Source organism: Mycobacterium sp. NTMscope_Eco_3 (assembly GCF_976985685.1).
Genome location: NZ_CDRJYZ010000001.1, coordinates 1,020,219 through 1,045,129, shown reverse-complemented (window position 1 = coordinate 1,045,129; position 24,911 = coordinate 1,020,219). Strand labels below are relative to the sequence as shown.

At 68.0% G+C, this 24,911-nt stretch carries 21 protein-coding genes; 12 read left to right on the top strand and 9 right to left on the bottom strand.

The window, feature by feature from the left end; genetic code table 11:
• The gene (aosR, locus tag AC0KTM_RS04995) at positions 1-582 is read right to left on the bottom strand and encodes an oxidative stress transcriptional regulator AosR (RefSeq protein WP_238957439.1); all 582 of its coding nucleotides are present in this window, start codon (positions 580-582) and stop codon (positions 1-3) included.
• Positions 583-606: 24 nt separating this feature from the next.
• Positions 607-912, bottom strand: coding sequence for an ATP-dependent Clp protease adapter ClpS (gene clpS, locus AC0KTM_RS04990; protein ID WP_055404466.1), 306 nt, complete (start codon positions 910-912; stop codon positions 607-609).
• A gap of 66 nt (positions 913-978) precedes the next feature.
• On the opposite strand from clpS, the gene AC0KTM_RS04985 reads away from it, so the two are divergent.
• Both AC0KTM_RS04985 and AC0KTM_RS04980 read left to right on the top strand, forming a co-directional pair.
• Positions 979-2,286 carry a nicotinate phosphoribosyltransferase gene (locus AC0KTM_RS04985; protein ID WP_472415096.1) on the top strand — a complete coding sequence of 436 codons (1,308 nt, stop codon included), beginning with the start codon at positions 979-981 and terminating at the stop codon, positions 2,284-2,286.
• 8 nt (positions 2,287-2,294) lie between these two features.
• On the top strand, positions 2,295-4,316 hold the full coding sequence (locus AC0KTM_RS04980; RefSeq protein WP_472415094.1) for an ATP-dependent DNA helicase: 2,022 nt from the start codon (positions 2,295-2,297) through the stop codon (positions 4,314-4,316).
• Positions 4,317-4,326: 10 nt separating this feature from the next.
• Here AC0KTM_RS04980 and glgP read toward each other — a convergent pair whose 3' ends face one another.
• Entirely contained in the window at positions 4,327-6,972 is a 2,646-nt protein-coding gene (gene glgP / locus AC0KTM_RS04975) for an alpha-glucan family phosphorylase (RefSeq protein ID WP_472415092.1), read from the bottom strand.
• Between the two features lie 342 nt (positions 6,973-7,314).
• Here glgP and AC0KTM_RS04970 point away from each other — a divergent pair, with 342 nt between their 5' ends.
• Both AC0KTM_RS04970 and glgB read left to right on the top strand, forming a co-directional pair.
• Positions 7,315-9,408: an alpha-1,4-glucan--maltose-1-phosphate maltosyltransferase gene (locus AC0KTM_RS04970; RefSeq protein ID WP_238957436.1), complete on the top strand. Its 2,094-nt coding sequence runs from the start codon at positions 7,315-7,317 to the stop codon at positions 9,406-9,408.
• A 35-nt stretch (positions 9,409-9,443) separates the two neighbouring features.
• Positions 9,444-11,639: a 1,4-alpha-glucan branching protein GlgB gene (glgB, locus tag AC0KTM_RS04965; protein WP_225326690.1), complete on the top strand. Its 2,196-nt coding sequence runs from the start codon at positions 9,444-9,446 to the stop codon at positions 11,637-11,639.
• 92 nt (positions 11,640-11,731) lie between these two features.
• On the opposite strand, the gene AC0KTM_RS04960 is transcribed toward glgB, so the two are convergent.
• Both AC0KTM_RS04960 and AC0KTM_RS04955 read right to left on the bottom strand, forming a co-directional pair.
• Positions 11,732-12,649 carry a co-chaperone YbbN gene (locus AC0KTM_RS04960; RefSeq protein WP_472415090.1) on the bottom strand — a complete coding sequence of 306 codons (918 nt, stop codon included), beginning with the start codon at positions 12,647-12,649 and terminating at the stop codon, positions 11,732-11,734.
• Positions 12,650-12,830: 181 nt separating this feature from the next.
• Positions 12,831-14,012 carry an acetyl-CoA C-acetyltransferase gene (locus AC0KTM_RS04955; protein ID WP_225326692.1) on the bottom strand — a complete coding sequence of 394 codons (1,182 nt, stop codon included), beginning with the start codon at positions 14,010-14,012 and terminating at the stop codon, positions 12,831-12,833.
• Positions 14,013-14,100: 88 nt separating this feature from the next.
• On the opposite strand from AC0KTM_RS04955, the gene mce reads away from it, so the two are divergent.
• Positions 14,101-14,568: a methylmalonyl-CoA epimerase gene (gene mce / locus AC0KTM_RS04950; protein WP_472415088.1), complete on the top strand. Its 468-nt coding sequence runs from the start codon at positions 14,101-14,103 to the stop codon at positions 14,566-14,568.
• A 10-nt stretch (positions 14,569-14,578) separates the two neighbouring features.
• On the opposite strand, the gene AC0KTM_RS04945 is transcribed toward mce, so the two are convergent.
• Positions 14,579-14,890, bottom strand: a complete 312-nt coding sequence (locus tag AC0KTM_RS04945) for a hypothetical protein (RefSeq protein ID WP_472415087.1) — start codon at positions 14,888-14,890, stop codon at positions 14,579-14,581.
• Positions 14,891-14,913: 23 nt separating this feature from the next.
• Positions 14,914-15,585, bottom strand: a complete 672-nt coding sequence (gene nucS / locus AC0KTM_RS04940) for an endonuclease NucS (protein ID WP_225326695.1) — start codon at positions 15,583-15,585, stop codon at positions 14,914-14,916.
• 45 nt (positions 15,586-15,630) lie between these two features.
• Here nucS and AC0KTM_RS04935 point away from each other — a divergent pair, with 45 nt between their 5' ends.
• A complete protein-coding gene (locus AC0KTM_RS04935) occupies positions 15,631-17,256 on the top strand; it encodes an adenylate/guanylate cyclase domain-containing protein (protein WP_225326696.1) in 1,626 nt (541 codons plus the stop codon).
• Positions 17,257-17,269: 13 nt separating this feature from the next.
• Here the strand turns inward: AC0KTM_RS04935 and AC0KTM_RS04930 are convergent, their stop codons facing one another.
• A complete protein-coding gene (locus tag AC0KTM_RS04930; protein WP_238957432.1) occupies positions 17,270-18,343 on the bottom strand; it encodes a GGDEF domain-containing protein in 1,074 nt (357 codons plus the stop codon).
• A gap of 219 nt (positions 18,344-18,562) precedes the next feature.
• On the opposite strand from AC0KTM_RS04930, the gene AC0KTM_RS04925 reads away from it, so the two are divergent.
• The 4 genes from AC0KTM_RS04925 (at position 18,563) to AC0KTM_RS04910 (ending at position 21,645) form a co-directional block, all read left to right on the top strand.
• Positions 18,563-20,050, top strand: a complete 1,488-nt coding sequence (locus AC0KTM_RS04925) for an AlkA N-terminal domain-containing protein (protein WP_472415086.1) — start codon at positions 18,563-18,565, stop codon at positions 20,048-20,050.
• The gene (locus AC0KTM_RS04920) at positions 20,047-20,538 is read left to right on the top strand and encodes a methylated-DNA--[protein]-cysteine S-methyltransferase (protein ID WP_225326699.1); all 492 of its coding nucleotides are present in this window, start codon (positions 20,047-20,049) and stop codon (positions 20,536-20,538) included. The genes AC0KTM_RS04925 and AC0KTM_RS04920 overlap by 4 nt, the downstream gene beginning before the upstream one ends.
• A 61-nt stretch (positions 20,539-20,599) precedes the next feature.
• Positions 20,600-20,908, top strand: a complete 309-nt coding sequence (locus tag AC0KTM_RS04915; RefSeq protein WP_225326700.1) for a hypothetical protein — start codon at positions 20,600-20,602, stop codon at positions 20,906-20,908.
• 23 nt (positions 20,909-20,931) lie between these two features.
• A complete protein-coding gene (locus tag AC0KTM_RS04910; protein WP_238957430.1) occupies positions 20,932-21,645 on the top strand; it encodes a hypothetical protein in 714 nt (237 codons plus the stop codon).
• 30 nt (positions 21,646-21,675) lie between these two features.
• Here AC0KTM_RS04910 and AC0KTM_RS04905 read toward each other — a convergent pair whose 3' ends face one another.
• A complete protein-coding gene (locus AC0KTM_RS04905) occupies positions 21,676-22,827 on the bottom strand; it encodes a PPE family protein (protein WP_472415084.1) in 1,152 nt (383 codons plus the stop codon).
• A 365-nt stretch (positions 22,828-23,192) separates the two neighbouring features.
• On the opposite strand from AC0KTM_RS04905, the gene AC0KTM_RS04900 reads away from it, so the two are divergent.
• Positions 23,193-23,492, top strand: a complete 300-nt coding sequence (locus AC0KTM_RS04900) for a PE family protein (protein ID WP_225326703.1) — start codon at positions 23,193-23,195, stop codon at positions 23,490-23,492.
• A gap of 12 nt (positions 23,493-23,504) precedes the next feature.
• Positions 23,505-24,674 (top strand): PPE family protein, encoded by a 1,170-nt coding sequence (locus AC0KTM_RS04895; protein WP_275254638.1) that lies wholly within the window; start codon positions 23,505-23,507, stop codon positions 24,672-24,674.
• Positions 24,675-24,911: the final 237 nt, after the last annotated feature.

Below are 24,911 nucleotides of genomic sequence, written 5' to 3'. Positions count from 1 at the left end.
TCACCGGGACCCCATCAGCACCAACACCAGGTACTCCTGCAGGACGGTCAGCCACTGATAGACGTCGAAATGCACGGCCAGCGGATGATCGGCCGGCAGCCGCTCCGGGCCCTCCGGCCCGACCTCGAGCATGACCCCCAACGTCAGCCGGATGTCGTTGACCGCCCCGACCCAACAGTTTGCGTCGTCCTCACTCAGCTCGAACCGGCCGCCGTCCTCGGGGACGGTGCTCAGCAACCTCTGTGCCGCAACGCGTTTGGCCTCGACGATGCCCGGCTCGTGCAGGCTGCGCAGCGCGGCGTTCAGGCTGTCCGCGGCATCGGGAGGCGCGGTGTCCTGGTCGTCGTTGCGGTAGAAATCCGGCAGCAGCCGGCGCAGGGTCGGGTCCTTCGGCGGTTCGGCGTTGCCGGTTTTGATGCCGGTGATCTCCTCGAGTTCGTCTGCCGGCGAAGAGGATTCACGCTCGTTGAGCAGACCGATCATCGCGGTGGCCAGGTTCTTGAGCAGGGCCGCCTCGTGGGACGCCAGGGCCGACCGGAAATGGGGACCGTCCGCGGTCTCGACGCGCTTCCATTTGCGCACAGGGATTCGCCAGCGCCTCGAGCGTCAGCGGTCCTGCTGCAGTGTCGCCCACAAACCGGCGGCGTGCAGCTTGGACACATCGACTTCCATGGACTCCCGGCTGCCGGCGGACACCACGGCCTTTCCTTCGTTGTGCACCTGCAGCATCAGCTTGGTGGCATGCGGCTCGCTGTAGCCGAACAACTTCTGGAACACGTATGTCACGTAGGTCATCAAGTTGACCGGGTCATCCCAGACGATCGTGACCCAGGGACTCGCCGTCACCTCGACCGGAGCGGACTCGCGTTGTCCTGTAGTGCCCGGCTTAGTGGGCGCTGACATAACAACCATGGCCTCCACGATACCGAGGGATGGACGACGTTACCGAGCCCAGCGGGCAGCCGATACCGTTATGGAATGAACGACCCGGTCGTCACGGGCCTGCTGACCGACAAGTACGAGTTGACGATGCTGGCGGCGGCGCTGCGGAACGGCAGCGCCAATCGGCGGACCACCTTCGAACTTTTCGCCCGCCGCCTTCCCGAGGGCCGTCGTTACGGCGTGGTCGCCGGAACCGGACGGCTGCTCGAGGCGCTGCCGCAGTTCACCTTCGATGACGAGGCCTGCCAGTCGCTCGGCCAATTCCTCGATCCAGATACGTTGCGGTACTTGCGCGATTTTCGGTTCGGCGGCGATATCGACGGCTACGCCGAAGGCGAGCTCTACTTCCCCGGGTCCCCGGTGCTGTCGGTGAGCGGGACGTTCGCCGAATGCGTGGTGCTCGAAACGCTTGCGCTGTCCATCTTCAACCACGACACCGCCGTCGCCTCAGCCGCCGCGCGGATGGTGAGCGCGGCGCGGGGGCGCCCGCTGATCGAGATGGGGTCACGGCGCACCCACGAGCAGGCGGCGGTCGCCGCCGCCCGCGCCGCCTACATCGCCGGCTTCGCCGCGTCCTCCAACCTGGAGGCTCAGCGCTGCTACGGAATACCGGCCGAGGGCACCTCCGCGCACGCGTTCACCATGCTGCACGCCCGCGCCGACACCCCCGCGGAATCGACCGAATTGGCGGCCTTCCGGGCCCAGGTCGAGGCGCTCGGCGTCGACACCACCCTGCTGGTGGACACCTACGACGTGACGGCCGGCGTGGCCAACGCGGTGGCCGCCGCCGGCACCGGGCTCGGCGCTGTGCGCATCGACTCCGGCGAGTTGGGCGTGCTGGCCCGCCAGGTGCGCCAGCAGCTCGACCGGCTGGGCGCCACGAATACCCGCATCGTGGTCTCCGGCGACCTCGACGAGTTTTCCATCGCCGCGTTGGCCGCCGAGCCCGTGGACAGTTACGGCGTCGGCACGTCGCTGGTGACGGGCTCGGGCGCCCCGACGGCGAACATGGTGTACAAACTCGTCGAAGTGGACGGCCTGGCGGTGCAGAAGCGCAGCAGCCACAAGGAATCCCACGGCGGACACAAAGAGGCGCTGCGCACCTCGCGCAGCTCCGGCACCATCACCGAGGAGATCCTGTATCCGGTCGGCCGTCAGCCCGATGTCGGTGAACCGGCCCGGGTGTTGACCGTCCCGCTGGTCCGCGGTGGCGAGCTGGTGTCCAAACCGAACCTCGCCGCGGCGCGCGAGCTGGTAGCTTCCGGGCTGCGCAGTCTGCCGTGGGAGGGTTTGAACTTGTCGCACGGCGAACCCGCGGTCACGACGACGCAGATCCGGGCCTGACCGAGGGAGTGACCACGTCCGACGTGTCCGTGCCCGAGCTGCTGGCCACCGCCGTGGCCGCGCTCGGCGGCAGTGAACGCAGCGGCCAGCAGGAGATGGCCGCCGCGGTCGCGCGGGCCTTCGCCACCGACGAGCACCTCGTCGTGCAGGCCGGCACCGGCACCGGCAAGTCGCTCGCCTATCTGGTGCCCGCGATCGTGCAGGCCCTCGGCGATGACTCCCCCGTCGTCGTGTCGACGGCCACCATCGCCCTGCAGCGCCAGCTCGTCGACCGCGATCTGCCCCGGCTCATCGATGCCCTGGCCGACGCGCTGCCGCGCCGCCCGCAGTTCGCCTTGCTTAAGGGGCGACGAAATTACTTGTGCCTCAACAAAATTCACAACGGCGGGGCGGCCGACGGTGATGACCCCGACGGGCGGCCGCAGGAGGAACTCTTCAACCCCATGGCGGTCAGCGCCCTGGGCCGCGACGTGCAGCGGCTCACCGAGTGGGCGTCGACCACCGAATCCGGCGACCGCGACGACTTGAAGCCGGGCGTCCCCGACCGATCCTGGTCTCAGGTCAGCGTGTCCGCGCGGGAATGCCTCGGGGTGGCCCGCTGCCCGTTCGGCACCGAGTGCTTCTCCGAGCGGGCCAGGGGCCTGGCCGGCCGCGCCGACGTCGTGGTCACCAACCACGCGCTGCTGGCCATCGACGCGGTGTCCGAATCCGCGGTGCTGCCCGAGCACGCGCTGCTGGTGGTCGACGAGGCGCACGAGTTGGTGGACCGGGTGACCTCGGTGGCCACCGCGGAGCTGACGTCGGCCGCGCTCGGGGTCGCCTCGCGGCGGATCAGCCGGTTGGTGAGCCCGGAACTGGTCCAGCGCCTCGACGCGACGACGGCCAACTTCGCCGCCGCCATCCACGACGGCACGCCGGGGCGCATCGACCGCCTCGACGAGGACATGACGACCTACCTCGCCGCGCTGCGGGACGTCGCGACCGCGGCGCGCTCGGCGATCGACACCACGAACGACGCCAAGGCGGCGTCGGCGCGCGCCGAAGCGGTCGCCGCGCTCAGCGAGATTTCGGAGACCGCGTCGCGGGTGCTCGCGTCGTTCGGACCGGCCATCCCCGACCGCACCGACGTGGTGTGGCTGGAACACGAGGAGAACCGGGGTTCACCGCGCCCGGTGTTGCGGGTGGCCCCGCTGTCGGTCGGCGGCCTGCTGCGTCAGCGCGTGTTCTCGCGCTCGACCGTGGTGCTGACGTCGGCGACGCTGACGATCGGCGGCTCGTTCGACGCCATGGCCGCGGCGTGGGGTCTGACCGCTCCCGCGAGCGACGACGACGGCGGAGACGCGCGATGGCGCGGCCTCGACGTCGGATCGCCGTTTCAGCACGCCAAGGCCGGGATCCTGTACGTGGCGGCGCACCTGCCGCCGCCGGGGCGCGACGGCGTCGGCTCGGCCGAGCAGCTGACCGAGATCGCCGAGCTCGTCACCGCAGCCGACGGGCGCACCCTGGGGCTGTTCTCGTCGATGCGGGCGGCCCGCGCGGCCGCCGAGGCCATGCGCGAACGGCTCTCGACGCCGGTGTTGTGCCAGGGCGACGACAGCACGTCCGCGCTGGTCGAGCAGTTCAGCGCCGAGCCGCAGACGTCGCTGTTCGGCACCCTGTCGCTGTGGCAGGGCGTCGATGTGCCCGGGCCATCGCTGTCGCTGGTGCTGATCGACCGCATCCCGTTCCCCCGCCCGGACGACCCCCTGCTGGGGGCGCGCCAGCGGGCGGTCGCCGCGCGGGGCGGCAACGGCTTCATGGCGGTCGCGGCCAACCACGCGGCGCTACTGCTGGCGCAGGGTTCCGGCCGTCTGTTGCGCCGCGTCACCGACCGCGGGGTGGTCGCGGTGCTCGACTCGCGCATGGTCACCGCCGGGTACGGCGGCTACCTGCGAGCCTCGCTGCCGCCGTTCTGGCAGACCACCAACGGGGCGCAGGTGCGCGAGGCCCTGCGGCGGCTGCGTACCGCAGCGGAAGACCTGTCGGCCTGAGGCGTCCCGATCACCGGGCCAGGGTGACCAGACCGAGCTCGTTGCCGGCGGCCAGCATCGGATGGCGGGGCAGCACACGCACCGTATATCCGACCGATCCCGCCAGCGGCAGCGGCGTCGTCGTCGAGAACACCTGGTTGCCGCCCTCGGCGGTGCCGGTGTACGACATCTCGACGGTGACCGGTTCCAGCAGCGCATCGCTGGCGTCGACCCGTCCGACAACCGCCTGGACCGTGACCTCGTCGGGCGCCAGCCCGGCCAGCTGCATGGTGGCGGTCAGGGTCAGCTTGGAACCGAGCACCGGACTGTCCGGCAGGCCGGTGCTGTCGACGTCGGTGATCACGATCTTCGGCCACGCCTCGTAGGCGCGCCGGCGATAGGCCGCCAGCTCGCGGGCGGCGCCGAACTCGCCGCCGCCCGCGTCGTCGGGTGCGATCGTCTTGCGCAGCGATTGGGCCGCGGGCGTGTAGTACTGCTCGACGTAGTCGCGCACCATGCGGGACGCAAGGACTTTCGGGCCGAGCGTCTGCAGGGTGTGGCGCACCATTTCGATCCAGCGGGGTGGCACCCCGCGTTCGTCGCGCTCGTAGAACTTCGGTGCCACGGCTTCTTCCAGCAACCGGTAGAGCGCGCTGGATTCGAGGTCGTCGCGGCGCCCCTCATCGGCCACACCGTCGGCAGACGGTATCTCCCAACCGTTTTCGCCGTCGTACCATTCATCCCACCAGCCGTCGCGGATGGACAGGTTCAGCCCGCCGTTGAGTGCGCTCTTCATTCCCGAAGTGCCGCAGGCCTCCAGCGGCCGCAGCGGGTTGTTCAGCCAGACGTCGCAGCCCCAATACAGCAGCCGGGCCATTGACATGTCGTAGTCGGGCAAAAACGCGATGCGGTGCCGCACGTCGGGCCGGTCGGCAAACCGCACCACCTGCTGGATCAGCGCCTTGCCGCCGTCGTCGGCCGGGTGCGACTTACCGGCGACGATCAGCTGAATCGGTCGTTCGCTATCCAGGAGTAGCTGTTCCAGCCGATCCGGATCCCGCAGCATCAGCGTCAACCGCTTGTACGTCGGCACCCGCCGAGCGAACCCGATGGTCAGCACTTCTGGATCGAAAGCCGTTGCTATCCAACCTAATTCGGCATCCGAGGCGCCACGTTCCAGCCATGAGCGGCGCAGCCTGCGCCGCACGTCGTCGACCAGCAGAGACCTCAATTGTGAGCGAATCCACCACAGGTGGCCCGCATCGACCTGCTGCAGGCGCAACCACACCCCCGGATCGCTGAACGAATCCGACCCGGCCAGCTCGTAGCCCAGCTGCAGCCACTGCGGCGCCGCCCAGGTGCGCGCGTGAACTCCGTTGGTGATCGACCCGATCGGCACCTCGCCGGCGTCGAATCCGGGCCACAGTTCGTTGAACATCGCCCGGCTCACCCGGCCGTGCAGCGACGAGACCCCATTGGCCCGCTGGGCCAGGCGCAGACCCATGTGCGCCATGTTGAATTTGGCCGGGTCGTCCTCGGCCCCCAGCGCCAGGATGCGCGCCGTCGGCACCCCGGGCAGCAACGCGGGCGCGCTCGTGGCATCGGCCGCCGCGCCTTTCTGGCCGGATTCCGATTCGTCGCCACGATGGTCGTCGAAGTAGAGCCGCACCATGTCGATGGGGAAACGGTCGATGCCGGCGGGCACCGGGGTGTGGGTGGTGAACACGGTGCTCGAGCGCACCACCGTCAGCGCGGTGTCGAAGTCCAGCCCCGGACCGGTCATCAGCTCGCGAATGCGTTCGGCGCCCAGGAACCCCGCGTGCCCCTCGTTCATGTGGAACACCTCGGGTGCGGGCAGGCCCTGGATGGCGGTGTAGGCGCGGATCGCCCGCACCCCGCCGATGCCGGCCAGGATCTCCTGCCTCATCCGATGTTCCTGATCGCCCCCGTACAGGCGGTCGGTGACGCCGCGCAGATCATGCTCGTTCTCGGGGACGTCGGAATCGAGCAAGAGCAGCGGGACCCTGCCGACCTCCGCGACCCAGATCCGGGCGTGCAACTGCGCGGAGTCCGGCAGCATCAGCTCGACCAGGGCGGGATCGCCGGTGGCATCGGTCAGCAGCCGCAGCGGCAGCCCCTGCGGGTCCAGCGACGGGTAGTTCTCGTGCTGCCACCCGTCGGCGGTCAACGACTGCCGGAAGTAGCCGGAGCGGTAGTAGAGGCCCACCGCCACCAACGGCACGCCCAAATCCGATGCGGACTTCAGGTGGTCACCCGCAAGGATTCCCAACCCGCCGGAGTAGTTCGGCAGCACTTCGGCGATGCCGAACTCCATCGAGAAGTAGGCGACGGCCGCCGGCATTTCGGCCCCGTGTTCCTGCTGTTGCTGGTACCACAGCGGGCGGGTCAGGTAATCGTTCAGATCGGCGGTCAGTTCGTCGAGCCGGCGAAGGAACGCCTCATCGATCGCCAACGCGTCGAGCCGCGCCGGGTTCACCGCGCCCAGCAACGCCACCGGGTCACGGCCACAGCGGTCCCAGAGGTCGGGGTCGATCGTCGCGAAGAAATCCTGCGTCGGCTTGTCCCACGACCAACGCAGGTTGGTCGAGAGCTGGTCCAGCGCGGTCAAACGCTCGGGAAGATGAGCACGGACGGTAAACCGGCGGAGGGCTTTCACGCGTCCCTACCTTACTGAGGATTCCGCCCCGCGCACGGCGGCGGGAAAGACCGCTTTTCCGCAGCGGGGTGTGACCGAAGACTAGGGTGGGTATCGGTTAGTTATCGGGGTCGCAACGATGCCTCCCCGCACAGAAAGTTCCCCACGACAGGAAGTTTCCCGACGAGCGGCGTTCCGCGGGGAGCACACCCGGATTGGCCGCACACAATCGGAACGCACCCGGTGACGATGCGACCCGCGGCGCGGGGCGCGGAGGAAGCGGGAAAATCGGAACGCACCCGGTGACGACGCGGCCCGCGGCGCGGGGCGCGGAGGAAGCGGGAAAATCGGAACGGAGTGGTGGTGCCCGGTCGTGTCGAGATCGATAGCGTCCAGCCGGTCGTTTCCTGTGGCGCGTATCCCGCGAAAGCTGTGGTCGGCGAGGTCGTGCCGGTCAGCGCCGCGGTATGGCGAGAAGGCCACGAGGCCGTAGCGGCAACCCTGGTCGTGCGCTACCTCGGGCCAGGCTATCCGCAAGTAACGGAGACTCGCCGCGTCAAAGCGGTTCAGGCCCCGGCAAAGCCGGTCACCGACCGCGACGGCAAGGCTGACCAGCAACGGATCAAGCCGCTGGCGTTGCCGATGACGATGGGTCTGGAACCCTATGTGTTCCACGGCCAGTTCACCCCCGACCAGGTCGGGCTGTGGACTTTCCGCGTCGACGGGTGGGGCGATCCGATCCACTCCTGGCGGCACGGGTTGGTCGCCAAACTGGACGCCGGTCAGGGCGAGAAGGAACTGTCCAACGATCTTCTCGTCGGTGCCGGGTTGTTCGAGCGCGCCGCCGCGGAGGTGCCGCGGGCCCGGCGCGAACCGCTGCTGGCCGCCGCCGCAGCGCTGCGCACGCCTGGGGACCCGGTCACCCGAACCGCGCTGGCGCTGGGCCCGGAGATCGAAGAGATCCTGGCGGACTACCCGCTCCGCGATTTCGTCACCCGGGGCGAGCAGTACAGCGTCTGGGTGGACCGGCCGTTGGCCCGGTTCGGCTCCTGGTACGAGATGTTTCCCCGCTCGACGGGCGGGTGGGACGCCGACGGCAACCCCGTGCACGGCACATTCGCCACGGCAACCGCCGCGCTTCCGCGCATCGCGGCAATGGGATTCGACGTCGTCTACCTGCCGCCGATCCATCCGATCGGCAAGGTACATCGCAAGGGGCGCAACAACTCCCCCACCGCCGCCCCCGGAGATGTGGGGTCCCCCTGGGCGATCGGCAGCGACGAGGGCGGCCACGACGCCGTCCACCCGGATTTGGGCACGATCGAGGACTTCGACGCGTTCGTCGCCGCAACACGCGAATTGGGCATGGAGGTGGCGCTGGACCTCGCGCTGCAATGCGCTCCGGACCATCCTTGGGCGCGTAGCCACCGCAACTGGTTCACCGAATTGCCCGACGGCACCATCGCCTACGCGGAGAACCCGCCGAAGAAGTATCAGGACATCTACCCGATCAACTTCGACAACGACCCGGCCGGCCTCTACGACGAGGTGCTGCGCGTCGTCCGGCATTGGATGGACCACGGCGTCAAGTTCTTTCGCGTCGACAACCCGCACACCAAGCCGCCGGATTTCTGGGCGTGGTTGATCTCCGCGGTCAAGGCCATCGACCCCGATGTGCTGTTTCTCTCCGAAGCTTTCACGCCACCGGCCCGCCAGTACGGGCTCGCCAAACTGGGATTCACGCAGTCGTACAGCTACTTCACCTGGCGCACGGCGAAGTGGGAGCTGACCGAATTCGGCACCGACATCGCCGCGCTCGCCGACTTCCGCCGGCCGAACCTGTTCGTCAACACCCCCGACATCCTGCACGCGATCTTGCAGCACAACGGGCCCGGCATGTTCGCCGTGCGCGCGGTGCTGGCCGCGACCATGGGGCCCGCCTGGGGCGTGTACTCGGGCTACGAGCTCTTCGAGCACCGCGCGGTGCGGGAAGGCAGCGAGGAGTACCTGGACTCGGAGAAGTACGAATTGCGGCCTCGCGATTTCGCGGGTGCGCTCGCCGAAGGACGCTCGCTCGAGCCATTCATCACGCAGCTCAACGCGATTCGCCGGGTCCACCCCGCGCTGCAGCAGCTGCGCACCATCCATTTCCACAGCGTGGACAACGACGCGCTGCTCGCCTACAGCAAGTTCGACCCGGCCACGGGCGACTGCGTGTTGGTGGTGGTGACCCTCAACGCGTTCGGCGCCGAGGAAGCGACGCTGTTTTTGGATATGGCCGCACTGGGTATGGAGCCCTACGAGCGGTTTTGGGTGCGCGACGAGATCACCGGCCAGGAATTCCAATGGGGGCAAGCCAATTACGTTCGCATCGATCCTGGGCAGGCGGTCGCGCACATCATCAACATGCCGCTCGTGCCGCGTGACGCTCGCTTGACACTGCTGCGCAGGCATTGAGACGGGACATGAAACGGACCGGAGGCGATAGGGACATGAGCCAAGCCGACCAACTCGCTCGGACGCACCTGGCGCCCGATCCTGCCGATCTGTCGCGCCTGGTCGCCGGCACACACTACAACCCGCACGGCGTGCTGGGGGCACACGAATACGGCGACCACACCGTCATTCGGGCGTACCGCCCGCACGCGGTCGAAGTCGTCGCCCTCGTCGGCGATGATCGATTCCCGATGCAGCACGTCGAATCCGGCCTGTTCGCCGTGGCGCTGCCGTTCACCAACCTGATCGACTACCGCCTACGCATCACCTACGAAGGTTCCGACCCGCACGTCGTCGCCGACGCTTACCGTTTCTTGCCCACCCTGGGCGAGGTCGATCTGCACCTATTCGCCGAAGGGCGCCACGAGCGACTCTGGGAAGTCCTTGGCGCACACCCCCGCTCGTTCACCACCGCCGACGGCGTCGTCAATGGGGTGTCGTTCGCGGTGTGGGCGCCCAACGCCAAGGGCGTCAGCCTGATCGGCGAGTTCAACGGCTGGACCGGTAACGAAGCCCCGATGCGGGTGCTGGGCTCGTCGGGTGTGTGGGAGCTGTTCTGGCCCGGCTTTCCGCTCGAGGGGCTCTACAAGTTCCGCGTCCACGGCGCCGACGGAGTCGTGACCGAGCGCGCCGACCCCATGGCCTTTGCCACCGAGGTGCCCCCGCACACGGCCTCCCGGGTGACACGCAGCAAGTACACCTGGGAAGACGCGGACTGGATGGCCCAGCGCGCCGGGCGCAACCCGGTGTTCGAGCCGATGAGCACCTACGAGGTGCACCTGGGTTCATGGCGACCCGGCCTCAACTATCGCCAGTTGGCCCGCGAGCTGACGGATTACGTTGTGGAGCACGGCTTCACCCACGTCGAGCTGCTGCCGGTCGCCGAACATCCGTTCGCCGGTTCCTGGGGCTACCAGGTGACGTCGTACTACGCCCCGACGTCGCGGTTCGGCACGCCGGACGAGTTCCGCGCCCTGGTCGACGCCCTGCACCAGGCCGGCATCGGCGTGCTGGTGGACTGGGTGCCGGCGCACTTCCCGAAGGACGCGTGGGCGCTGGGACGGTTCGACGGCACCCCGCTCTACGAACACTCCGACCCGAAACGCGGCGAGCAACTCGACTGGGGCACTTACGTATTCGACTTCGGACGACGCGAAGTGCGCAACTTCCTGGTGGCCAACGCGTTGTATTGGCTCGAGGAATTCCACATCGACGGCTTACGGGTGGATGCGGTCGCGTCGATGCTGTACCTGGATTACTCGCGTCCCGAGGGCGGCTGGACGCCGAACATCTACGGCGGGCGGGAGAACCTGGAGGCGGTCCAGTTCCTGCAGGAGATGAACGCCACGGCGCACAAGACCGCCCCGGGCATCGTCACCATCGCCGAGGAGTCGACCTCGTGGCCCGGGGTCACCCGGCCGACAAACCTTGGTGGCCTGGGCTTTTCGATGAAGTGGAACATGGGCTGGATGCATGACACGCTCGACTACATCAGTCGCGATCCGATCTATCGGAGCTATCACCACCACGAGATGACGTTCTCGATGCTCTACGCGTTCAGCGAGAACTACGTGCTGCCGATCAGCCATGACGAGGTGGTCCACGGCAAGGGAACGCTGTGGGGACGCATGCCGGGCAACAATCACGTCAAAGCCGCTGGCCTGCGCAGCCTGCTCGCCTACCAGTGGGCGCACCCGGGCAAGCAATTGTTGTTCATGGGACAGGAATTCGGCCAGCACGCGGAGTGGTCCGAAGAGCGTGGCCTGGATTGGTGGCAGCTGGACGAGCAGGGATTCTCCAACGGGATCCTGCGCATGGTGCGCGACATCAACGCCATCTACCGCAGCCACCCGGCGCTGTGGAGCCAGGACACCGTGCCCGACGGCTACTCCTGGATCGACGCCAACGACTCGGGTAACAACGTGTTGAGCTTCCTGCGTTACGGCAAGGACGGCTCGGTGATGGCGTGCGTGTTCAATTTCGCCGGCGCCGAGCACGGCGGATACCGGCTCGGCCTGCCGTCGGCCGGCCGCTGGCGCGAGGTGCTCAACACCGACGCAACGGTCTACAACGGCACGGGAATCGGCAACCTGGGCGGCGTCGACGCCACCGAGGACCCGTGGCACGGGCGCCCGGCCTCGGCGGTGCTGGTGTTGCCGCCGACGTCGGCCCTGTGGCTGGAACCGGAGTAGGGCAACTTACCTGCGCGCCGAACGTGGACTAGTTGCGCGATTTCGGCGCTGTCGGCCGCCACAACTCGACGTTCGTGGAGCTGAGATGCGCTCTAGTACAGCGCGTTGGCGAGGTTGCGTCGCCCGGCGACAACCTCGGGATCGGCCGGGTCGAAGAGTTCGAACAACTCCACCAGGCGCGTGCGCACCAGGGCGCGGTCATCGCCGGATGTGCTGCGCACCAGGGCAATCAGACGCTCGAACGCCGCGGCGACATCCTGGTTGAGGATTTGCACGTCGGCGGCCGCGAGCGCGGCTTGGATGTCGCTCGGCGCCGCGTCGGCGACCGCGACGGCGTCCGGGCGCTGCGCGGTAGCGCGCGTGAGGAAATCGATTTGGCGGATCGCGCCCTTGGCTTCCGCGCTGGCCGGATTGGCATCCAGGATCGACTGATACGACGCCTTGGCGGCCTCGAAGTCGCCGTCTTCCAGCTGCTGGCGGGCCGCGGCCAGCTCGGGGTCGACGACGTCAGACTCCGCGGAACCCGTTGCCCCCCTGAGCTTCCCGGCCGTCGCGGAAAGGATTTGGTCCAGCCAGCCGCGCAATTGCTCGGCCGGCTGCACGCCTTGGAAGCTCGAGATGGGCTGCCCGGCCGCCAACGCCACCACGGTCGGGACCGCGTCGACACCGAATATCTGCGCGACCCTGGGCGCGACATCGACGTTGACGGTCGTGAGCGACCATTTGCCGTTGTCCTGGCCGGACAGCCCGGACAGCGTGTCGAGAAGCTGGACGCACGCGTCGCTGCGCGGCGACCACAGCAGCACGACGACCGGCACTTCCTCGGACCGCAGCAGAACCTCGGCCTCGAAGTTGGCCTCGGTGACCGCGGTGATGCCGGCGCCGCCCTCGGCAGTCGACGGCGCGGGGCCGCCGGGAGCGGCGCCGGGCGGCTGCGCGCGCTGCTTGAGACCGGACAGATCGATAGCACCCGCCAGTGCGGGGCCGATGGAAGGTCGCGGACGCGTCACGCCGTCAAGTTTGTCATGCGCGCGGGCTACCGATCCACCCGGTGGCGGCGGCGTTCGGGCGGCGGGTGGACGGGGCCCGAAATCACCTCAAAATGGGGTGTGATCGGCCCGTATGACGAAGATCACACAATTCTCCAGGCCGCACCGCCCCAGCAACGTCGCAGCGAACCCCGATCCCTGGCTAACTCGCCCGCAGGATCAGGGCGTCGCCCTGCCCGCCGGCCCCACACAGCGCCGCGACGGCGTAGCCGGACCCGCGGCGGGCCAATTCCAGGGCCGCATGCAGCGTGATGCGCGCTCCCGACATTCCGATGGGATGCCCGACGGCGATCGCACCGCCGTTGACGTTGACGATGTCGGGATTCACGCCGAGTTCGCGGGTCGAGGCCAGCGCCACCGCCGCAAACGCCTCGTTGATCTCCACGACATCGAGCTGGTCAACCGAGATGCCCTCGCGGCTGATCGCCTTCTTGATCGCGTTGGCCGGCTGCGACTGCAGGGTGGAATCCGGGCCGGCCACCACACCGTGCGCACCGATCTCGGCCAGCCAGCTCAGCCCCAGCTCCTGCGCCTTGGCCTTGCTCATCACCACGACCGCTGCCGCGCCATCGGAGATCTGAGAAGCCGAACCGGCGGTGATGGTGCCGTCGCGGCGAAACGCCGGCTTGAGGCCGGCCAGCGACTCCGCCGTGGTGTTGGCGCGGATGCCCTCGTCCTCGGTGAACTGCAGCGGATCACCCTTGCGTTGCGGGATGTTGACGGGCACCACTTCGTCGGTGAAGACGCCGTCCTTCCACGCCGCGGCCGCCTTCTGATGCGAACCCGCAGCGAACTCGTCCTGCTCCTGGCGGGTGAATTTGTCGATGTCGTTGCGCTGCTCGGTGAGCGCGCCCATCGGCTGGTCGGTGAACACGTCATGCAGGCCGTCGTAGGCCATGTGGTCCAAGACCGTGACGTCGCCGTACTTGTAGCCCGAACGGCTGTCCATCAGCAGGTGCGGCGCCTTCGACATGGACTCCTGACCGCCGGCCACCACCACGTCGAATTCCCCGGCGCGAATGAGCTGGTCAGCCAGCGCGATGGAGTCGATTCCGGACAGGCACATCTTGTTGATGGTCAGCGCCGGCACGTCCCAGCCGATGCCGGCGGCCACGGCCGCCTGGCGTGCCGGCATCTGACCCGCCCCGGCCGTCAACACCTGGCCCATGATCACGTAGTCGACCGCGGAGGCCGGCAGATTGGCCTTCTCCAGCGCGCCGGCGATCGCGATGGCGCCCAGATCGCTGCCCGAAAAATCCTTCAGCGAACCCATCAACTTGCCGATGGGTGTACGCGCTCCAGCAACGATCACCGACGTCGTCATGACTACTCCTAAGGCCTGCTGGGCGCTCCCCCGACGGCCGTTTCGGCCTCCCGGAGAAGCGCAATCTTTGCCGCCAGGTTACCGTTATGTGATGACGACCGATCAAGTTGACGCCCGTCAGATCCTGGCCACCTCGCTGGTGACGGCGATCGATCACGTCGGCATCGCAGTCGCCGACCTGGACGCCGCCATCGCCTGGTATCACGACCACCTCGGCATGATCCTGGTGCACGAGGAAGTCAACGAGGAGCAGGGAATCCGCGAGGCCATGCTGGCGGTGCGGGGTGCCCCGGCGGGCACCGCACAGATCCAGTTGATGGCCCCGATCGACGACTCCTCGACGATCGCGAAGTTCCTCGACAAGCGCGGGCCGGGCATCCAGCAGATGGCCGTTCGGGTCAGCGACCTCGACACCATGGTCGAGCGGCTCCGCGAGCAGGGCGTGCGGTTGATCTACGACGCGCCCCGTCGCGGCACGGCAAACTCCCGGATCAACTTCATCCACCCCAAGGATGGCGGCGGAGTTCTGATCGAGCTCGTCGAACCGGCCGCCTGAGACCCGATACTCAAGACCACCTCCTGGTGGGACCGCGGGTAGCGCGGTGCGCCCAGCACGGCGTGTGCCAATGGCGGCGGTCCTCGACGTGACCCGCGTCTCCCCCGCAGATCGAATCGATCGGCCATACCACCAGATGTGCTGAGCCGGAGCGGATTTCGTGATCGCAGCCGGGGCACCGATAAGTCTTGACCGCACGGGCCGCCGCGACGGGACGAACTTCGTACTCGTGGCCGTCGGGCCCGACCTCCACCCGGCGCAATGCCGGCGGCGGCGGCGCCGACGGGCGCTGCCGACGTGGCGGTGGGCGGCGCCGAGGCATGCGATCAGTCTAGTGACGAGGCTTCAGAACAACCGGTATTCGTCGCTGTCCATGCCGCGCATTTTGTCGTAATCCAATGTCACACAACGGATCCCGCGATCGACGGCGAGGGTGCGCGCCTGGGGCTTGATCTGCTGCGCCGCGAAGATCCCTTGCACCGGCGCCAGCACGCTGTCCCGGTTGAGCAGCTCGAGGTAACGCGTGAGCTGCTCGACGCCGTCGATCTCGCCGCGTCGCTTGATTTCCACTGCCACCGAGCCGCCGCGTTCATCGCGGCACAGTAGATCGACGGGGCCGATGGCGGTCATGTACTCGCGACGTACCAGCGTGTACCCCTCGCCGAGCAGCTGCACGTGCTCGGCGAGCAGCGCCTGCAGGTGCGCTTCGACGCCGTCCTTGACCAGCCCCGGGTCGACGCCGAGGTCGTGGCTGGAGTCGTGTTCGATCTCCTCCACGGTGATGCGCAGTTGTTCGCCCGCCTTGTTTTCGACGACCCATACCGGTGCGTGATCACCGGCCTGTTCGCTCAGCCAACAGGGCGGGCTCATCCAGTTCAGCGGCTTGTAGGCGCGGTCGTCGGCGTGCACACTGACCGATCCGTCGGCTTTGAACAGCAACAGCCTGCGCGCGGAGGGCAGGTGCGCGGTGAGCCGGCCGACGTAGTCCACGGTGCATTGAGCGATCACTAGACGCACCCGACTCACCTTAGAGCGTGACCGACAAATTAGGCTGACGCCACCATGTCGGCCAACACGTCCTTGGCGCAACGAATAGGCCGGGTGCTCGAGCGCGTCACCCGTCAGAGCGGCCGTCTTCCTGAGACGCCGGCGTACGGCTCCCTGCTGCTCGGGCGGGTGTCGGAAAGCCAGGGCCGTCGCCGGGTGCGCATCCAGATCATCATGACGGTGCTGGTGCTGGGGGCGAACCTGATCGGCATCGCCGTCGCGCTGTTGTTGGTGACGGTCGCCATCCCGGTGCCGAGCGTGTTCGACGACGCGCCGGCGTGGCTCACGTTCGGTGTGTCACCCGCCTACATCGTGGCGGCCTCGGCGTGGGGCACGTATTGGATCACCCGGCGGACCGTGATCGCCCTGCGCTGGGCGATCGAAGAGCGCAAGCCGACTGCAGAGGACGAGCGCAACACCTTTGTCGCCCCGTGGCGCATCGCCCTTGTCGACCTCGTGTTGTGGGGTGTCGGCACGGCGCTGCTGACGACGCTGTACGGCCTGGTCAACACGCAGTTCATTCCGCGGTTTCTTCTCGTCGTGAGCTTTGGCGGAGTGGTGGTCGCCACCGCTAGTTATCTGCTCGCGGAATTCGCGCTGCGGCCCGTCGCCGCGCAGGCGCTCGAGGCCGGGCCACCGCCACGACGGTTGGCGGCGGGCATCATGGGCCGAACGATGGTGGTCTGGTTTCTCGGTTCGGCCGTGCCCGTCATCGGGATCATGATGCTGGCCTTCTTCGAGCTCGTGCTGCGGAATCTGACCCAGACTCAGTTCGCGGTGGGCGTGCTGATCGTGTCGATGGCCCCGTTGATCTTCGGATGCGTCCTGATGTGGATTCTGGCCTGGCTCACCGCGACACCGGTGCGGGTGGTCCGCGCGGCGCTGGCACGCGTCGAGCGGGGCGATCTGCGAGGGAACCTCGTGGTCTTCGACGGCACCGAACTCGGTGAGCTGCAACGCGGTTTCAACACGATGGTCGATGGCTTGCGGGAGCGCGAACGTGTCCGTGATCTTTTCGGCCGCCACGTCGGGCGCGAGGTCGCGTTGGCCGCGGAGCGCGAACGGCCGAAGCTGGGCGGCGAAGAACGCCATGTGGCCGTCGTTTTCATCGATATCGTCGGGTCGACGCAGCTGGTGACGAGCCGGCCTCCGGCCGAAGTCGTTGCGGTGCTGAACCGTTTCTTCGCGATCGTCGTCGAGGAGGTGGACCGCTACTGCGGGCTGGTCAACAAATTCGAAGGCGATGCGTCGCTGGCCATCTTCGGAGCGCCGAACCGCCTGGACCGCCCTGAGGATGCGGCGCTGGCGGCCGCGCGGTGTATCGCCGAGCGACTGGCCGACGAAATGCCCGACCTCGAGGCCGGCATCGGCGTGGCGGCGGGCCAAGTCGTCGCCGGAAACGTCGGCGCCAAAGAACGATTCGAATACACCGTCATCGGTGAGCCGGTCAACGAGGCGGCCCGGCTGTGCGAGCTCGCCAAGTCGCACCACCGACGGGTGCTTGCGACGGCCGACGCCCTCGAGGGTGCGAGCGAAAACGAGCGCGCCCGTTGGTCATTGGGCGACACCGTCACCCTGCGCGGGCACGAGCGTCCCACCCGGCTGGCGTCACTCGTCGACGCCGCTCCGCCCGCTCAGTAAATTTTCGGCGGGCTCAGACCGCCACCTGGCGGTGGCGACTTTGGTTGCCGCCGCACCGTTTGGCTTCATACATCGCGGTGTCGGCCTGGGCCACCAATTGGTGGAACGCGTGCTCGGCATAGTCCGAGACGACGCCGCGCAACGCCAGGGTGGCGATTCCGACGCTGGCGGTGACCGATGCGTTCATCGCGGCAATCGCGTCACAAAGGTCTCGGCCCCACTCCGGCAGTTGTTCTGCGGTGACGATGTCGGCGACCAAGAATTCCTCACCGCCGACGCGGCCGACGATGGCGGTCTCACCGCAGGCGGTCGTCAGGGTGCCGGCCACCTCGATGAGCGCCTCGTCGCCGGCGGCGTGCCCGCGGGTGTCGTTGAGCTCTTTGAAGCGGTCCAGGTCAACCATCGCGACCGCCAGGAACATGTGATGGGCGCCGGCGAGCATCCGCCCGACGATCGCCCTGTCGCAGGCGCGCCGGTTCAGCAAGCCGGTCAACGGGTCGCGGTTGGCGCGCGAAAGATCCACCCACAGCGCGCGCACGACGACCTGAATGGCAAGCGGAACGACGACGTTGAGTTCCAGGACCAAGAAGTAGCCGGTGAAGGCCAACACCGCCTGGCCCTCGGCCGCCAGGCGCACCGCTTGCCAGGCCCCGATCGCGCTGGCCACACAGAAGTTCAGCGCCATGAGCCTGGTGGTGTGGAAGAACGCGATATAGCCGCCGGTCACCGAGAGCGCCGAGCAGGACATCAGCCCGACGAGCGGCTGGGGCTGCCACAGGCAGCCGCCGCCAATGGATACGCAGCCGGTCATGATGTAAAAAATGGACTGGCGCCGAGTGGGCCACCCGCTCAACCACAGCACGGTCATGCCCAGTCCGATCACGGCGGACACGAGGGAAACCGTCAGCGCCACATGGGGATACAACGGGGCGGGGCCCCAGTACACGTTGACGGGCACCAGCACCAATGAGGCCGCCACCACAGCCAGCACCCTGCGGGTGTTGGTGCTCAGCCCATGCGCTTGCAAATAGCCTGTCAGCCAATCGAAGTGGTCGTCCTGCCCCCACCACGTCGCCAGCCGCTTCATCGTTCGCCTTTCCCCGAACTCACCCCGTCGGGTCACGCCGTCAGAGCCGGCGAGTTGGCTCACAGTAAATACCATCGCGTGCACTAAGTACCTCGAATCGACAAGAAAGCCGGTCCGAGGTGAGGCCGACCAACGCCGAAGCGCCGCCCCGGCACACCCGCCCACCACGATGTCGCTTTCCCGCTAGTTTTGTCGGTGCGCGGGTGTAAGTCTGGAAGCGTGCACGACGATTTCGACCGCTGTTACCGCGCCGTCCAGTCCAAGGACGCGCGGTTCGACGGCTGGTTCGTCACCGCGGTGCTCACCACCGGGATCTATTGCCGCCCCAGCTGCCCCGTGCGTCCGCCGTTCGCCCGCAACGTGCGGTTTTATCCCACGGCGGCGGCAGCCCAGCGCGCCGGCTTCCGGGCCTGCAAGCGGTGCCGCCCCGACGCCTCTCCGGGGTCGCCCGAATGGAACGTGCGCGGCGACGTGGTGGCGCGCACGATGCGGCTCATCGCCGACGGCACGGTGGACCGCGACGGCGTCGGCGGTCTGGCCGCCCACCTCGGTTACACCACTCGGCAGCTCGAACGGCTCCTGCAGGCCGAGGTCGGCGCCGGCCCCCTCGCGCTGGCCCGTGCGCAACGCGCACAGACCGCCCGTGTGCTGATCGAAACGACGGACCTGCCGTTCGGCGACGTTGCATTCGCCGCGGGCTTTTCCAGCATCCGTCAGTTCAACGACACCGTGCGTTCGGTGTTCGAAGGCTCACCGAGCGCGCTGCGCCAGCGCGCCGCGGCACGGTCCGCGTCCGAGGCCAATTCGCCTGGCACCGTGTGCCTTCGGCTCCCGGTTCGCACACCCTTCGCCTACGAGGGCGTCTTCGGCCATCTCGCGGCCGGCACCGTTCCCGGTTGCGAGGAGGTCCGCGACGGCGCGTACCGGCGCAGCTTGCGCCTTCCGTTCGGCAACGCCATCGTGACCCTGGCGCCCGCCGTCGACCATGTCCGTTGCGTCCTCGTGCTCGACGACTTCCGCGATCTGACCACGGCGATCGCCCGCTGCCGGCGGCTACTGGACCTCGATGCGGACCCGGAAGCGGTCGACGAAGCGCTGGGCGGGGACGCCGAGCTGCGTCCCGTCGTGACCAAGGCGCCCGGGCAGCGCATCCCGCGCACCGTCGACGAAGCCGAACTCGCGGTGCGCGCGGTGCTCGGACAGCAGGTGTCGACCAGGGCCGCGAGCACCCATGCCGGCCGCCTGGTCGCCGCGTACGGACGCCCCGTCACCGATGCCGGGGGAACCTTGACCCACACCTTCCCCTCCGTCGAGGATCTCGCCGAGATCGACCCTGTCCATCTGGCGGTGCCCAAGGCCCGGCGGCGCACGGTGAGCGCATTGGTCGCCGGCCTCGCCGACGGCAGCATCGTGCTGGACACGGGATGCGACTGGGACAGTGCCCGCAGACAATTGCTCGCCCTACCCGGGGTGGGCCCCTGGACCGCGGAAGTGATCGCGATGCGCGGCCTCGGAGATCCGGACGCCTTCCCCGCCAGCGATCTCGGGCTGCGCCTGGCCGCCAAACAGCTGGGGTTGCCGTCCGACGAACGCTCCCTCGTCGAACGCGGTGCCCGTTGGCGCCCCTGGCGTTCGTATGCCACCCAATACCTTTGGACCACCCTCGCGCATCCGGTAAACCATTGGCCGCCACAGGAGGTCGCATGATCGAGTACCGCACCGTCGACAGCCCCATCGGCTTGCTCACCCTGGCCGGTCGCGGCTCGGTGCTGACGAACCTACGGATGGTCGACCAGACCTACGAGCCGAGCCGCGCCGGCTGGTCGCCGAACCCGCGGGCGTTCGGCGCTGCCGTCGAGCAGCTGGCCGCCTACTTCGCCGGCGAGCGCACCGACTTCGATTTCGAGTTCGATCTGCATGGCTCCGAGTTTCAGCGGCGCGTGTGGAACGCGCTGCTGACAATTCCCTATGGGGAGACGAGGTCTTACGGATGGATCGCCGAGCAGATCGGCGCTCCAGGGTCCGCGCGCGCCGTGGGGTTGGCCAACGGGCATAACCCGATCGCCATCGTCGTGCCGTGCCACCGGGTGATCGGCGCGAACGGCACCCTCACCGGCTACGGCGGCGGCCTGCAGCGCAAACGCGCCCTGCTGGACCTGGAAAAGGTCCACAGTTGCGCAACGCTGTTCGATTAACCGCCGGGCGCGGTCGCGTTTCTTTTGCGAGGTCCGTCGTACGACGCTATCGTCCATATTTGTGGACGACAGTGCGAAGGATCCGGCGGTGGTGCTGCCGTATCTGGTCGGTCGGCCCCTGGCGGCCACCGAGGTCTACGAAGCGTTCGGCTACCGCAAGTCCGCGTACTACAAGGCGGCTCGCGAGGGCAGGCTGATCACCGCCGACAACTTGATCAGGGCGGCCAAGTATTTGGGGTTGAACCCGATTGACCTGCAAGTCCGCTATGGCTTGATCGACCCCGACTCCGTCACCGAGTACCTGGAGTCCCAGGCCGGCCCGCCCAGGCTGCGCGACCTTCGCCCCGATCCCAACAGTCCGCCCGTATGAGCGGCACTGCCGGGACCGTCTGAATGATCAAAACCGCACTGATCATCGCCACCCTGGCCGCCCTCGCGTGCAGCCTGTGGATCCGACGCGACACCTGGCGCTCCCGATGGGAGGCCGGCGCGACCCGCAACATCGCCCTGCATGGCTGTGCCGTGCTGCTGATGTCGCACTGGGCGGCGGCCGCGCTCGGACCCCCGCTGCACCGCATCTTCGGGCTGTGGAACGTCCAACATCTGCTCGGCCACATCTGCTGGATCTTCGCGGTGACGGCGATCATCCGGCACGGGCTCATCCGCCTGGTCGACGAAACCCACGAGAGCGAACTGTTGCGCAAGCACGTCACGCGCCCGCTACGCATCGCGGTTCCGCTGCTGGTGGTGCTGTTCGTCATCGCCGACGAAGGCCATCACCTCGACTTCTTCGCGGCCCCCGCCGACTTCTGGCTGCTGGCCTATTGGCTGGTCCTGGGCGCCCTGATGATCTACCTCCTCTCCTACGCCGGGCGAGTGCTGCTGATCCTGCGAACGGATCCCCGCTCCACGACGACCGTCGACCTCTACCTGATCTCGGCCGGATTCGGGGTGGCGGCGAGCGTGATTCAAATCGGCACCGCCTGGGCGGGCACCGATATCGCCTTGCCCGTCTGGTTGTGCGCCTGCCTGAGCGCCATCGGCTTCGCCTACGGATCCGCGCGATCTTGGCAGGCCAAGGTCGCCTGGTTCACGTCCGGCGAATAGGCCACCCCGCGCCTTCGGCAACCTGAGCGTTTATCCGCCCACCACGTGCCGTGCCACGACCATCGGACGGAACCCGTACCGCTGTCCGACGATCTTGCCCCCGGCCCCCCGGCCCGTGCCGGACAGCGGTATGCCGCGGAGCAACCCGCTTCCCTTGGCTTCGGGGCCGGCGCCGACGCTGCTGACCGCTGGCGGCGCTGTTTCCGCGCTTGTCGCGGGAGCCGCGGCGGCCCAACTCTGCGGCACCGACAAGTGGCCCACCGTGGCCGCCCTGCCCAGACCCGCCGAGACCGTCGAGGACGCGCCCGAGGGCATCGGGCCACCGCCCAGCGTTCCACCCATACCGCGCAAGGTGGCGGCGGCCGCCAGGCCTTTGCTGTCGGCGGCGGCCGGCACCACGCCTTCCCAGATCTTCATCATGTGCTCCCAGTCGCCCAGGTGGTTGTAGGCCATACCAAGGTGGTTGGTATACAGTCCTGTCCACTTCTTCCAGGACTCCGACGCGGACGATCCGGTTGTCCCGGCGGATCCCTCCACCGCTCCGCCGGCGGCTAAGCCGGAGTTTGCCAGCCCCGAGGACGTACCGGGCTGGGCGCTTGTCTCGGCGGCTGTTTCGGCCGCGTGGGCGACCGCCGCGGCTTGACCCCCTTGCCCCGCCGGGTTGGTGGTGGACGGCGGCTGGTCGAACGCGGTCAACGTTGAGGCGCCGGCCGACGCCGCGGCGTAGGCGTACATCGCGGCTGCGTCCTGGGCCCACATTTCGGCGTAGTGGGCTTCGGTGGCAGCAATCGCCGGCAGGTTCTGACCAAAGAAGTTCGTTGCGATCAACGTCATCAGTTGCGCGCGGTTCGCCGCGATCACCGGTGGCGGAACCGTCATCGCGAACGCCGCCTCATAGGCGCCCGCGGCGGCCTTCGCCTGGATGGCCGTCTGCTCAGCCTGTGCGGCGGTCGCGGTCAGCCACGCCGTGTACGGGGCCGAGGCGTTGGCCATCGTCGCCGACGCCGGACCCACCCACACGCCCGTGAGTTCGGCGATCAACGAACTGTAGGAGGCTGCCGTGGTGTACAGATCGATGGCCAACCCGTCCCAGGCTGCGGCGGCCGCCAGCATCGGCCCCGAACCCGCGCCGACGTACATCCGCCCGGAGTTGATCTCCGGCGGAAGCGCCCCGTAATCCACTAATGGGTCCCCTCGTCTTTTCGACGGCTGTCACACGCACACCAACGCCGCCCGAAACTGTGGTCAGATACTGGTGCGCGGGTACCGTCCGGCGCAGCCGACACCGTCGGCGAGGGAGTCACGAACGCGATGCCGTTCTTCGGCCGCGGCGGCTGTGTTTCATGAGTGGACGTTTGTACACATATGTGATCGTAGGAACATATATGTACGTCATAGTTCACGAATCTGAACTGAATCTAGCTGAAGATGAACATTTGTCTTGGCCCATACACTATTGGGCGCGCAGCACTTAACCTCGCGGAGGAGCGGCTTTTAGCGGCCGTTCAACACCGTTGAAACCGGAACCAGCGAGGAGAGAATTCACCGTGTCCTTCGTGACCACCCAGCCGGAAGCGTTATCCGCCGCAGCCCAGAACCTGGCTGCCATCGGCGCGGCGCTGGCCGCACAGAATGCAGCGGCATCGGCGCCGACGATGGGAGTGGTTCCCGCGGCGACCGATGAAGTCTCGGTGCTGGTTGCCGCCCAATTCGCCACGCACGCCCAGATGTATCAGACCGTCTGCGCCCAGGCCACGGTGATTCACGACAGCTTCGTGAGGATGTTGCACTTCGGCGCCGGTTCGTATGCGGCAACCGAAGCCATCAACGCCGCCGCGTCCAGCTGAGGAGGGCGATACATGCTGGATTTCGGAGCGTTACCCCCGGAGATCCATTCTGGGCGCATGTATTCCGGCCCCGGCCCGTCGTCGATGATGGCCGCGGCATGGGCGTGGAACATGCTGGCCGCGGAGTTGGATTCCGCAGCCAATGACTACGACACGATCATCACGCAACTGGTCAGCGAAGAGTGGATGGGTCCCGCGTCGGCACAAATGGCCGAGGCTGCCAAACCCTATGTGACGTGGATGCGCACCACCGCCGTGCAGGCCGAACAGGCCGCCATCTCGGCCAGGGCCGCGACGGGCGCTTACGAAGCCGCGTTTGCCGCCACGGTGCCCCCGCCTTTGATCGAAGCCAACCGCACCCAGCTCGCGCAGGCGGTGTCGACCAACGTGCTGGGCCAAAACACGCCGCTGATCGTGCAACTCGAGGCGCAGTACGCCGAAATGTGGGCGCAAGACGCCACCGCGATGTACGGGTACGCCGGCCAGGCCGCACCGGTGACCCAAGTGACGCCGTTCACTCGGCCGACGGAGACCACCAATCCGGCCGGCGAGGCCATGCAAGCCGCCTCGGTCGCCCAGGCGGCCGGCACCTCGGCCGGCGCAGAGTCGACGCAGGCGCAGCTGCTGTCCTCGGTACCGCCCACGCTGCAGGCGCTCGCGTCGCCCGCGGCGAACACGCCGCCGCCGCCGATCACCGAGGTGCTCGAACAGAATCCCGTGTTCGACATGTGGGCCGAATACGCCAGCCCCGCGCAGAACACGCTCGCGATGATGTATCGCGTTACCGGGATGTCGACCCATTTCCTCTCGCTCTCAAAGGGTTTGGCGCCTGCCGCCAAGGCGGCCAGCGAGGGAGCCAAGGCTGCCGCGGCCCTGCCCACCGTTGGCGCGTCGCTGCGCGGCCTCACGGGTGGTGGGGGCGCCATATCGGCAAGCCTGGCTTCTGCAGCACCGGTCGGTGGGTTGTCCGTGCCGCCCACCTGGTCTGCCGCGACCCCGGCGGTCCCTTCTGGGGCATCATCAATTCCGGTCAGCCGCTTCATCACCACCCCGGACACGTCAGGGCCCGGAAACCTGTTGGGCGGGATGCCGCTGGCGGGTGTCGGCGGAAGTTCGGCCGGCACTGGCCCGCGCTACGGGATCCGTCCGACGGTGATGGCGCGCCCTCCGTTTGCCGGATAGCCGGACGGCGACACCTCGTAGTTTGGTCGAGACCCGGTTCAGGGCAACGACGTTCGATCGACCAGACGGGCGCTGCGTGCGCACGTCGACACGCGGTGTGGCGACGGAGGTTCGGATGCTGCGCGGTGGTCCGCCCACCGCGCACCCCGTGTCGCCGGCCAAGGCAAACCGCACACTGCGATCCCTCGCGCGCGTCGACATATGTCTATAAATGCCGGCGCCCCAATGGTTTTGGGC